General features: G+C 67.0%; 10 protein-coding genes. 7 read left to right on the plus strand and 3 right to left on the minus strand.

The genetic code is table 11. From position 1 onward, the window contains the following. Nucleotides 1–29 precede the first annotated feature (29 nt). Nucleotides 30–953 (minus strand): manganese-dependent inorganic pyrophosphatase, encoded by a 924-nt coding sequence (locus tag AC5ZH6_RS12610; protein WP_035727967.1) that lies wholly within the window; start codon nt 951–953, stop codon nt 30–32. A gap of 131 nt (nt 954–1084) precedes the next feature. Here AC5ZH6_RS12610 and AC5ZH6_RS12615 point away from each other — a divergent pair, with 131 nt between their 5' ends. From AC5ZH6_RS12615 to hisG, 4 genes are all read left to right on the plus strand, one after another. Next, nucleotides 1085–2620, plus strand: coding sequence for a putative hexosyltransferase (locus AC5ZH6_RS12615; RefSeq protein ID WP_168436271.1), 1536 nt, complete (start codon nt 1085–1087; stop codon nt 2618–2620). 51 nt (nt 2621–2671) lie between these two features. Beyond that, complete coding sequence (locus tag AC5ZH6_RS12620) at nt 2672–3355, plus strand: HAD family hydrolase (RefSeq protein ID WP_006370148.1); 684 nt, start codon at nt 2672–2674, stop codon at nt 3353–3355. A gap of 6 nt (nt 3356–3361) precedes the next feature. Beyond that, a complete protein-coding gene (locus AC5ZH6_RS12625) occupies nt 3362–3625 on the plus strand; it encodes a phosphoribosyl-ATP diphosphatase (protein WP_006370149.1) in 264 nt (87 codons plus the stop codon). Nucleotides 3626–3694: 69 nt separating this feature from the next. Continuing rightward, entirely contained in the window at nt 3695–4540 is an 846-nt protein-coding gene (gene hisG / locus AC5ZH6_RS12630) for an ATP phosphoribosyltransferase (RefSeq protein WP_006370150.1), read from the plus strand. Between the two features lie 30 nt (nt 4541–4570). On the opposite strand, the gene AC5ZH6_RS12635 is transcribed toward hisG, so the two are convergent. Beyond that, nucleotides 4571–5404, minus strand: coding sequence for a thioesterase family protein (locus AC5ZH6_RS12635; RefSeq protein ID WP_035727951.1), 834 nt, complete (start codon nt 5402–5404; stop codon nt 4571–4573). Between the two features lie 263 nt (nt 5405–5667). Between AC5ZH6_RS12635 and AC5ZH6_RS12640 the strand changes: the two genes are divergently transcribed. Next, nucleotides 5668–7290: a PE-PPE domain-containing protein gene (locus tag AC5ZH6_RS12640; protein ID WP_035727970.1), complete on the plus strand. Its 1623-nt coding sequence runs from the start codon at nt 5668–5670 to the stop codon at nt 7288–7290. A 29-nt stretch (nt 7291–7319) separates the two neighbouring features. On the opposite strand, the gene AC5ZH6_RS12645 is transcribed toward AC5ZH6_RS12640, so the two are convergent. Further along, nucleotides 7320–8234, minus strand: a complete 915-nt coding sequence (locus AC5ZH6_RS12645; protein ID WP_035727954.1) for a RecB family exonuclease — start codon at nt 8232–8234, stop codon at nt 7320–7322. Nucleotides 8235–8425: 191 nt separating this feature from the next. Between AC5ZH6_RS12645 and AC5ZH6_RS12650 the strand changes: the two genes are divergently transcribed. Beyond that, a complete protein-coding gene (locus AC5ZH6_RS12650) occupies nt 8426–9256 on the plus strand; it encodes a tRNA (adenine-N1)-methyltransferase (RefSeq protein WP_006370154.1) in 831 nt (276 codons plus the stop codon). A 173-nt stretch (nt 9257–9429) separates the two neighbouring features. Beyond that, the gene (gene arc, locus AC5ZH6_RS12655) at nt 9430–11271 is read left to right on the plus strand and encodes a proteasome ATPase (RefSeq protein ID WP_006370155.1); all 1842 of its coding nucleotides are present in this window, start codon (nt 9430–9432) and stop codon (nt 11269–11271) included. Nucleotides 11272–11453: the final 182 nt, after the last annotated feature.

Consider the following 11453-nt stretch of genomic DNA (forward strand, 5'->3'; position numbering starts at 1 on the left):
AGTGCTTCGCACCCGAGCACGGCGCGAGGTCAGCGTAGGGCCGCGGTCAACGGCGGCACCACCTGCTTCTTGCGGGAGACCACCCCAGGCAGGTGTGCATGGCCGTCGACGACGGTGACCGAGAAGGATTTCTCGACTGCGGCGACGGGTTCGCCGACCACGAGGAGTTCCGAATCCCCGCGGAGCACGTCGGTGACGAACAGCAGCAACAGATCCTCACCCGCCCGGACGCGCTCGGCCTCCATGGCCGCGAGGAACTCGTCGCGCCGGTCGAGGACCTCGGTGGGATCGGTGCTCGAGATCTGTGACAGACGCACCTGCGTGGTGCCCAGCGTGTAGCTCTTCGCGTCCCGGTCGATGAGTTCGGCGGCTCCGAGATCGCCGAGCGCGGCGCCGGCGCGCAGCAGGGCGTCGCCGTAGGTGTCGAGGTCGATCCCGGCGATGCCGGCGAGCTCGGCCGCGACCCGGCGGTCGTCGTCGGTGGTGGTCACCGAGCGCAGCAGCAAGGTGTCGGAGATGATGGCCGACACCATCATCCCGGCGATCGCGCGGGGGATCGGCACCGCGTTCTCCGCGTACATGCGGGCCAGGATCGTGCAGGTGCATCCGACGGGTTCGACCCGGAAATACAGCGGGAGGACCGAGGTGAAGTTGGCCACACGGTGGTGATCGACCACGCGCAGGACGGTCACCTCGTCGATGTCGGCGACACTCTGCTGCCGTTCGTTGTGGTCGACGAGCATCACCTGATCGGTCTCCGGCCGAGCGCGTTCGATGACCCGGGGGGCGTCGACGCCGAAACAGGCCAACGCATGGGCGGTTTCGGGATTCGGCGGGCCGAGCGCGACCGCGTGGGCGTCGGTTCCGAGTGCCACCTCGAGCCAGGCGAGAGCCAGCGCCGACGCGATGGCGTCGGTATCGGGATTGCGATGTCCGAAGACGAGAACCGTCATGCCGCCGTCCTCACGGTTGCCGGGGGTGTGCGAGGCGAACACTACGCGGATCGCCGCGCGCGGGGGCGGGGCCATTCGATTCCCAGCGTGCGTCCACCGGCCTCCCAGCTTCGGTGTCCACCCTTGGTGTCATGACCTCTGCGACCCTTCCGGACACCGAGGTGTCCGACGCCGGAGACGAACCGACGACCGACATCGGACCTTCTCGCACCGCGCCGACGTGGGCACGATGGCTCGTGCTGGGCGCCCTGGTGGCCGTTGCACTCGGCGTGCGGTGGCACTTCCACTCGATGGAGACGATGGATTACCGGGCGTTTCTGTCGCGCTGGTACGAGACCCTCGACACACAGGGCTTCGGGGCGTTCAAAGAGCAGTTCGCCGACTACAACTACCCCTACCTCTACCTGATCTGGTTGCTCACCGTCGTCCACGCTCCGACGCTGATCGGCATCAAGGCACTCTCGGTGACCTTCGATCTCGTCCTGGGCTTCTTCGCCTACCGGATCGTCGCCCTGCGCACCGATCGATTCACCCTGCGTGCCTTGGCTTTCGGCGTGATCCTGTTCCTCCCGTCGGTGATCGCCAACAGCGCGTGGTGGGGTCAGGCCGACGCGATCTATTCGGCATTCGCGGTCGGTGGCATCTACTTCTTGCTGCGCGCGCAGCGCGAGGGCATCACCCACCGGGCGTATGTCCTGAACTCGTTGTGGGCGTGCACCTTCTTCGGACTGTCGTTGTCGTTCAAGCTGCAGGCGGTCTTCGTGCTGCCGATCCTGGCGTGGATGCTGCTACGCGGCAGGTTGCCGTGGTACACCCTCGCCGCGATTCCCGCGGTATTCGTCGCCGCGGTGCTTCCCGCCGTGGCGGTCGGCGCCCCGTGGTCCGATGCGCTGTCGGTGTATCTGCACCAGACCGACTCCTACAAACAACTCACCCTCGGGGCGGCCAACCTGTACCAACTGATCCCGATCTCCGGCGACGCCACCTGGCTGGCGCGCCTGGGCATCGGACTCGCCGCGGCGATCATCGTGATGTTCCTGGCGTGGTCGGTGTGGAAGAAGCCGCCGGTGACGCCCGCGTCGATCCTCGTGGTGGCGACCGCGTCGGCGGTGATCGTGCCGTTCCTGCTGCCGGCGATGCACGACCGGTACTTCTACCTGGCAGAAGTGCTCAGCGTGATCATGGCGTTCTACCTGCCGCTGCGCTTCGTGATCATCCCGATTCTCATCCAGGCCGCGGCGATCGGTGTGTACCACTCCTCACTGAGCGGGGATCAGGGGCAGGGCTTCGGTGCCGGCCGCGGTTTCGGTGGTCAGGGTTCCGGGGGTGGCCAGGGTTTCGGGGGTGGTCAGGGCTTCGGCGGGGGTCGGGGCTTCGGCGGTGGCCAGGGCCCCGGTCGAGAGCACGGCTTCGGCGGCGGATCGGGCGGCGGATGGCACGGCGATACCGGTGGTCAGCCCGGAGCCGGGGCACCGGGTGGTGGTGCCCCGGGCGGCACCGGAGGAGGTGCGCCCGGCGGACACGGTGGCTCCGGTGGTTACACCTCCGGGCGAGGCGACACCGCGCTCGGCATCTACGCGTCGATGATGGGGCTGGCCGCGCTCGGGCTTGTTTGGGCGGTGGCCGACACCCTGCGGCGAGCTCGCGGAGCGGTCCTCGGCCGGTGACCGGGGTCACCGGATTGGGTGTGATCACCGCTCGTCGGCGATGATTCTCTCGTGCCGACAACCGCCGATCGTCGTACTCCCGACGCCGTCCTCTGGGACATGGACGGCACCCTGCTCGACTCGGAACGCCTGTGGGACATCGCCGTCGCCGAACTCTCGCTGCGACACGGCTATCCGATGACCCCGGGACTGCGGGAGTCGACGCTGGGCAACTCCATGGACGACGCACTCGACAAGGTCTACGACGCCGCCGGACTCTCGGCGGCCGAGCGTGATCACGCCCGCGACGAACGCTGGCTGCTCGACCGGGTCGCCGAACTGTTCGCCGACGACCTGCCGTGGCGACCGGGCGCCCGCGAGACGCTGGAACTCGTAGCCGCGGCCGGTATCCCGATGGCACTGGTCACCAACACCGTCCGCGAACTGACCGAGCTCGCCCTCGACACCCTCGACCGGCGGTTCTTCGCCGTCACGGTGTGCGGCGACGAGGTCGCCACAGGCAAGCCGGCACCGGATCCGTATCTGCGGGCGGCGGAGCTCCTCGGGGTCGACGCCCGCCGATGCCGCGCGGTCGAGGATTCGCCGACCGGGACCTCGTCGGCGACCGCAGCCGGATGCACGACGCTCGTGGTGCCCTCGACGGCGCCGATTCCGCCGGGTCCGCTGCGGGAGTTCCGGACCTCGCTCGTCGGGGTCACCCTCGCCGAACTCGAAACAGCCCACGTGCGAGGATAGGAACTCGTGAAAACCTTCGACGAGCTGTTCGCCGAGCTGACCGACAAGGCACAGACCCGGCCGGCCGGCAGCGGAACCGTCGCCGCTCTCGACGCGGGCGTGCACACCCTCGGCAAGAAGATCATCGAGGAGGCCGGCGAGGTGTGGCTCGCCGCCGAGCACGAGTCCGATGAGTCGCTCGGTGAGGAGATCTCCCAGCTCATCTACTGGTTGCAGGTGATGATGATCAAGCGCGGTCTCTCGCCGGCCGACGTCTACCGCCATCTGTAGGTCGCGCCCGATCCGGCGCGGCCCATCGCCCGTCATCCCCTCAGCTCACCGGCTACCCCTGGAGTGATCATGCTGCGAGTCGCAGTACCCAACAAAGGCGCGCTGTCGGAGTCGGCGGCCGCCGTCCTGGCCGAGGCCGGCTACCGCAAGCGGACCGACAGCAAGGACCTGACCGTCCTCGACATCGCCAACGACGTCGAGTTCTTCTTTCTGCGTCCCAAGGACATCGCCATCTATGTCGGCGCCGGGACCCTCGACCTGGGCATCACCGGCCGCGATCTCGCGCGCGACTCGGGCGCCGAGGTCGACGAGGAGCTCGCCATGGGGTTCGGCAGCTCCACCTTTCGCTATGCGGCACCGGGCGATCAGGAGTGGACCGTCGCCGACCTCGCAGGCAAACGGATCGCGACGTCATATCCGAATCTCGTCCGCGCCGACCTGGCCTCGCGCGGACTGGAGGCCGAGATCATCCGCCTCGACGGAGCGGTCGAGATCTCCATCCAGCTCGGCGTGGCCGACGCGATCGCCGATGTCGTCGGATCCGGACGGACGCTGCGTCAGCACGGACTGGCCGCGTTCGGTGAGTCGCTGTGTGACTCCGAAGGCGTGCTGATCAGTCGTGCCGGTACCGACACCGACAAGCGCGCACGGCAATTCGTCAAACGTGTGCAGGGCGTGGTGTTCGGTCAGCAGTACGTGATGATCGACTACGACTGCCCCCGCGGCATCTTCGATCAGGCCATCGCGCTGACCCCGGGCCTCGAATCGCCGACCGTCTCACCGATGGCCGACCCGGACTGGGTCGCCGTGCGCGCGATGGTGCCGCGCAAGAGCCACCAGAACCTGATGGACGAACTCTCCGAACTCGGTGTGCGGGCGATCCTGGCCTCCGACATCCGGTCCTGCCGGTTCTGAGCCTTACGGGCGTAGGCCGCCGGTTGCCACTCAGCGGCCGTCGAGCAGCACCGTCTGCGCGGACCGTCCGATGAACCCGTCCGCGTCGTAGAGATCGGCGAAGGTCGCGCCGAATCCGTCGGAACCCGCGGCCAACTCGGCGTCGATGCCGAGCCACTGCCCGGACGGCACCGTTGAGAAGTGCACGGTTGTGTCGGTGTTCATCCACGTCCACTCGTCCGGACGCAATCGGGTGCCGAGGCCGTTGGCGACGTCGACGACGGTCATGATCGATTGCAGATCGGAGATCTTCTCCCCGGCGACGAGTTCGACCGCCGGCCGTAGCCAGACCGCCGGTGTGGCGCCGAGCCTGCCCGTCGTGACCGCCGACTCCGTCGAGCCGATGAATCCCTCGGTGCCCCAGTCGACCCCGAGTGAGCTATCCGCGGTGACGCCGACCTTCACATCGATGTCCTCGGGTGTCGGACGCAGCGGCGACTGGGGACGCACCGCGATCGTCGAGGTGTCGTGGGCGCGCAATCGCCACGCCACCGCCCGGGCCACCGGACGATACGAGCCGTCGGGTTGGACGACCTCGAGGTCGGCGGCGACCATGCTGATGCGGCGGCCCGGCCGGATCACCTGCGCCCGAACCCGATTCATCTCGAGCCCGACCGCACCCAGGATCTCGGTGGTCACTCGGGTGAAGTGCATCGACGTCTCCGGCGCCGCGTGCTCGAGCGCCCGCATCAACAGTCCGGTGGGAGGACCCCCGTGCTGGATGTCCGACGACCACGGACTGATGGTCGCCGACGTCGGTCGAAAGTATTCGAACCCGTCCGAACCCGAACCCTCCGGAACGTAGTAACTGGTCTCCACGACCACAGCCTATGTGAGTCGGCATAGTCCGCTCCGGGGTGGGTACAGGCCGGGAGTCGAAGTCGGTTAAACGATCGCAACTGTTCGTCCGATCGGGTGAATCTTCGTGGATTTGCACCGGGTTCGACCGGTCAAACGTCCAGGATGAACTTCGTTCACCACCGTCGATCCGAGCATGTTGATCACGAACAGCGGGCAACATGACTCATTGATGGGAGCCCTGGTGGATCCGCGACGTCCACGCGGTGATCGATCGAGGGGAAGACGTCTTGTACGGAGTACGAAAGGCGGTCGCGAGTACGGCCGCCGGATGCGCGCTGTGTCTCGGTGCGGTCGTACCGATGACCCTGTCGGCGACCACTGCCGCAGCCGGTGCCGGAGTCGACGGCACCATCGCGTGGCTGGAGGACCAGGGTGTCGTGCGCGCGGCAACACCGGACGACTGTCCGGTCGCTCCCGCAGGCGACTCGTCCGGCGATCAGTCCGGGGTCACGACCCCGATTCCCGATCCGTGTCCGGATTGGCTGTCGGTCGGCGACCCCCATGCCGACCGCTCCGCGATCATCGTCGTCACACCCGGGACCGACGACGGCACGCTGTACCCGCGGATCAAGGGCATGCGCGCCGGTCGCGAGACCATCGTCATCGACTATCCCGAATCACTTGCCCCGCTCACCTCGGGACGGTCCGGCGCAGTGCTCCCGATCTTCGCGCCCACCTACGACCAGTCGCGCGATATCGCGGTCGACAACAATCTGACGGTGATGCAGGAGTTTCAGAAGCTTGCGCCCACCGCGCCCCACGTCGTCTACACCGGCTACTCCCAGGGCGCCGAAGCGCTGGGCAACGCTGCCGAACAGGCCGTCGGCTCGGGCTCGATCGACACGGCCAACTCGCACATCATTCTCATCTCCGATCCGCGCTCCCCGTGGGGGTTGAAGGCCTGGGCCGCCGAGCAACCGCTGGTGGGGGCGTTTTTCGAGGCGTTCGGTGCGGAATCCAACGGTGCTCGCGATCCGGGCGCGACGGGTGACCAACTGCCGGTGACCTCGGTGATCGTGGTGGGTGATCCGGTCGCCAACTTCCAGTGGGTCTGGTATCGGCCGGTGAGTTCGCTCCTCGTCGACGCGGCAGGCTTCATCACCATCCACTCCGGCATGGGCGCCGACAACTACGGGGACCTGATCGACTACAGCCAGGAACCGACCACGCTGTACAGCCAGGACGGCAACACCACCTACCTCGTCTATCAGCCTGATCACCATCCGTTGACGATGCTGGCGATGCTGGTCAACGACGAACTCGGGATCGGCTACGACACCGCCGACGTCGCGCGCTGGGACAAGGTCAACAACGCCTTCTATCCGCTGCAAGGCCCCGCCGTCGACAACGCGGCCGTACCGGTCGTGATCAGCCCGGACCAACGCACGGCATCGTCGCCACAAGCCCGGACCGCATCCGCACCCGACACCGCGGCGCCGCTGGGTGACACCGCGCCACCGAGCCAGCCCGCGCCACCGAGCCAGACCGCACCGCTGAGTCAGGCCGTCGCGCCGAGCGAGACCACTGCACCCCAACAGGATTCGGCGCTCACTGCACCGACGACCGCCGGGCGACATCGAGCGCCCGAGGCGCCCGGCGGCGACCAGACGTCCACCACCCAGACGGGAACCACCCAGACGGGAACCACCCAGACGGGGAGCGCCGGGACGGGGGAGCAGTCCCCGGCCGATCAGCCCGAACAGGGCGGGGGACGGCACCGCCTGCAGGGCAGTGGTCGGCACGCCGACACCGTGACCTCGGGTACGACAGGGACGGCAACAACAGGCACGGCCGGCGCAACTGACGGGGGCTCAGGCGACGGCGCTTCGGGCGCCACCAACGCCGGGTGACCTGACACACCACCCGGCCGAGCGTCGGCTCAGGCCGTGAAACCCGGTGGCGGACCGGGGTATTCGGGAATCTCGCCGCCGAACTCTGGGCACCGTTCGTGATGTTCGCAGTACCGGCACAGGCGTGATCGACGCGGCCGGAAGTCGCCGGAGGCGACGGCTGCCCGGATGGCCCGCCAGATCGCCGACAACGTGCGGCCGAAACGCTCGAGCTCGTCGCGATCGGGGGTGTAGGTGAGCACCTGCCCGTCGGACAGATACATCAGTTGCAGACGGGCGGGGACCACCCCCCGAATCCGCAGGATCGCCAGCGCGTAGAACTTCATCTGGAACAGCGCCTTGGCCTCATATGCCTCACCGGGCGCGCGACCGGTCTTGTAATCGACCACACGGATTTCCCCGGTGGGTGCGATGTCGATCCGATCGATGAAACCGCGCATGAGCACGTCATCGGCCTCGATCTCGACGTGTTCTTCCACCGCGGCCGCATCGAAGGCCGTCGGATTCTCCATCCGGTAGTAGTTCTCGATGAGTCCGTGCGCCTCGGCGAGGAAGGCCTCGTGATCGCCGGGTCCGATCAACTCGGCCAGCGTCGGATCGGCCTCGCACAGCGCCGCCCAGGCCCCCTCCACCAGAAAGTCCGCGGATTCCTGGGTGCGCAGTGACGCCGGCATGTCGAAGAGGTTCTCGAGTGCGGCGTGGACGACGGTTCCGCGGGTCTGGGCCTTCGTCGGTGTCTCCGGGAACCGGTCGATCGCACGATAGCGATAGAGAAGCGGGCATTGTTTGAAGTCGGCGGCACGAGAGGGTGACAGAGCCAACGGCCGACCGACGAGACCGCGCCCGGAGCCCGGCGCGGACACCTCGTCCGGGGTCGGGCCGCCCGCGGCCGGGGCGGGTGCAGCAGTGGCCTGGGTGGACCCGGGAGAAACTGTGGTCGTCACATTTGGCAGGGTAGGGCGCGGCTGTGACAAACCCGAGTACATCGGCGACAAACGCCGCGAGCGTCGGTGACAAGCGCCGCGCGCGGTGGGGGACCACATCCTCGACAGTGGAAACGTCCTGCCACAGTAGACAACACATGTAACACCAGCCCCGAGAGGAACACCCCCATGCTGCGCGAGAGCACCACCTGATGGCGTCGAGTGGCGTGTTCGTCGTCGGGGACCGGGTCCAGCTCACCGACGCCAAGGGCCGCAAGTTCACGGTGATCCTGGAAACCGGGAAACAGTTCCACACCCACCGCGGTGCGATCGCACACGACGACCTCATCGGCGCGCCCGAGGGGAGCATCGTCGCGGCGACGAGCGGAACCGAATACCTGGCGCTCCGTCCGCTCCTCGTCGACTACGTCCTGTCGATGCCCCGCGGTGCACAGGTCATCTACCCCAAGGATGCCGCGCAGATCGTGACCGAAGGTGACATCTTCCCCGGTGCGCGAGTGCTCGAGGCCGGTGCCGGGTCCGGTGCGTTGACCTGCTCGTTGTTGCGCGCCGTCGGCGAGCGTGGCGAGGTGACCTCGTACGAGATCCGCGAAGATCACGCCGAGCATGCCCAGCGCAATGTCGAGACGTTCTTCGGCGGCCATCCGGCGAATTGGTCGCTGGTGATCGACGATCTGGCGAATATCGCCGTCACCGAGCAATTCGATCGCGTCATCCTCGACATGCTCGCGCCGTGGGAGCCGCTCGATGTGGTGCGTTCGATCATGAAACCAGGCGGAGTCTTGACGGTTTATGTGGCGACGGTCACGCAATTGTCGCGTGTCATCGAGGCGCTGCGCGACCAGGAGTGCTGGACCGAGCCTCGGGCCTGGGAGTCGCTCGTACGTGACTGGAGCGCGGTCGGCCTCGCGGTCCGGCCCGAACACAAAATGCAAGGACACACCGCGTTTCTGATCACGGCACGACGATTGGCCGAGGGCACCACCACGCTCCGGCCGCAACGGCGCCCCACGCGGGGCTGAATCCGCGCACCGCCGCGCCGGAAACATCGCTAATACGTTGCGAAGACGCACATTTAACACACCATCAACATCTCTCCTCGCACAGTGCACGGCGATTCTTCTCTCCTGCCGGTAGCGTGGTGTTACGGCGCAAGCGCTCCATTGGGAGCGATTGCCGGGGAGAGGAGTCAGTAATGACCGAATCTGATCGCCATGAAGCCTCGGTGGAGAACACGGGCAGCAATGACCCGAGCGAGTCCACGCATGCGCGCGACGTCGACCCCGCGCGTACGCGCGACGTCGATGCGGGGGAGACGTTCACCCCTGCCTACACCCCGCCTCTGGCCGCGGCGCGTGCGGAACGGGAGCGCTCGGCGTTCACCCGGGCGTCGGATCCGAAGGATCTCCAGGATCGCGTCGACAACCTCACCGCCCGCAACGCCAAGCTCCTCGAAACCCTGAAAGAGGCGCGTCAGCAACTCGTCGCCCTGCGCGAAGAGGTCGACCGGCTCGGACAGCCCCCGAGTGGTTACGGCGTGCTGCTCGAGATCCATCCGGACCAGACCGTCGACGTGTTCACTTCGGGGCGCAAGATGCGCCTGACGTGCTCGCCGAACATCGACACCGAGGTGCTGCACAAGGGTCAGACCCTGCGCCTCAACGAGGCGCTGACGATCGTCGAGGCCTGCGACTTCGATTCGGTCGGCGAGATCAGCACGCTGCGTGAGGTTCTCGGTGACGGCAACCGCGCACTCGTCGTCGGGCACGCCGACGAGGAGCGCGTGGTGTGGCTGGCCGAGCCGTTACGTGGCGAGGTCGACGGCGAGGACGGCAAGCGTCGCAAGCTGCGCCCCGGTGACTCCCTGCTCATCGACACCAAGGCGGGCTTCGCCTTCGAGCGCGTCCCCAAGGCCGAGGTCGAGGATCTCGTGCTTGAGGAGGTGCCCGACGTCGGCTACGAGGACATCGGTGGCCTCGGTCGGCAGATCGAGCAGATCCGCGACGCCGTCGAGCTGCCGTTCCTGCACAAGGATCTCTTCCGCGACTACGCGCTGCGTCCGCCCAAGGGTGTGCTGCTCTACGGTCCTCCCGGCTGCGGTAAGACGCTGATCGCCAAGGCGGTGGCCAATTCGCTCGCCAAGAAGATCGCCCAGGTGCGCGGCGACGACGCCAAGGAAGCCAAGTCCTACTTCCTCAACATCAAGGGCCCCGAACTACTCAACAAGTTCGTCGGCGAGACCGAGCGACACATCCGCCTGATCTTCCAGCGGGCCAGGGAGAAGGCGTCGGAGGGGACCCCGGTCATCGTGTTCTTCGACGAGATGGATTCGATCTTCCGGACCCGTGGCTCCGGTGTCTCCTCGGACGTGGAGACCACCGTGGTCCCGCAGCTCCTCAGCGAGATCGACGGTGTCGAAGGCCTCGAGAACGTGATCGTCATCGGTGCCTCCAACCGTGAGGACATGATCGATCCCGCCATCCTGCGGCCGGGACGACTCGACGTGAAGATCAAGATCGAACGTCCCGACGCCGAGTCGGCGATCGACATCTTCTCCAAGTACCTCACCGAGTCACTACCGGTGCACGCCGACGACCTCGGTGAGTTCGGAGGCGACCGGACCGCATGCGTCAACGCGATGATCGAGAAGGTCGTCGAGCGCATGTATGCCGAGAGTGATGAGAACCGCTTTCTGGAGGTGACCTACGCCAACGGCGACAAAGAGGTCATGTACTTCAAGGACTTCAACTCCGGTGCGATGATCCAGAACGTCGTCGACCGGGCCAAGAAGTACGCCATCAAGTCGCAATTGGACACCGGCGCACCGGGTCTGCGGGTGCAGCACCTGTTCGACTCGATCCTCGACGAGTTCGCCGAGAACGAGGATCTGCCCAACACCACCAACCCCGACGACTGGGCCCGGATCTCGGGCAAGAAGGGCGAGCGGATCGTCTACATCCGCACGCTGGTCACCGGCAAGAGTTCGGGCGCGAGCCGCGCCATCGACACCGAGACCAACACCGGCCAGTACCTCTAGGTCGACACCGGTCCGGGACCGGCTCGGCGCTGCCCACTCCCGATTCGGGAGTGGGCAGCTCTCGTCCGACCCCCACCTGTGTCGTCGGCACCTTTCGCCGACACCCCCGATTTGTCCGTCATGCACACGACGAGGCGGGGACGGGTGGCCTCGGACGCATTAGAGTCTGTCGGTGATGAACA

Source organism: Gordonia sp. YC-XJ4, assembly GCF_059511865.1.

Excerpts from the sequence above, each read along its gene's own strand:
- AC5ZH6_RS12610 (WP_035727967.1), bottom strand. The coding sequence starts at position 953 with ATGACGGTTCTCGTCTTCGGACATCGCAATCCCGATACCGACGCCATC.
- AC5ZH6_RS12615 (WP_168436271.1), top strand. The coding sequence starts at position 1,085 with ATGACCTCTGCGACCCTTCCGGACACCGAGGTGTCCGACGCCGGAGAC.
- arc (WP_006370155.1), top strand. The coding sequence starts at position 9,430 with ATGACCGAATCTGATCGCCATGAAGCCTCGGTGGAGAACACGGGCAGC.
- hisG (WP_006370150.1), top strand. The coding sequence starts at position 3,695 with ATGCTGCGAGTCGCAGTACCCAACAAAGGCGCGCTGTCGGAGTCGGCG.
- AC5ZH6_RS12650 (WP_006370154.1), top strand. The coding sequence starts at position 8,426 with ATGGCGTCGAGTGGCGTGTTCGTCGTCGGGGACCGGGTCCAGCTCACC.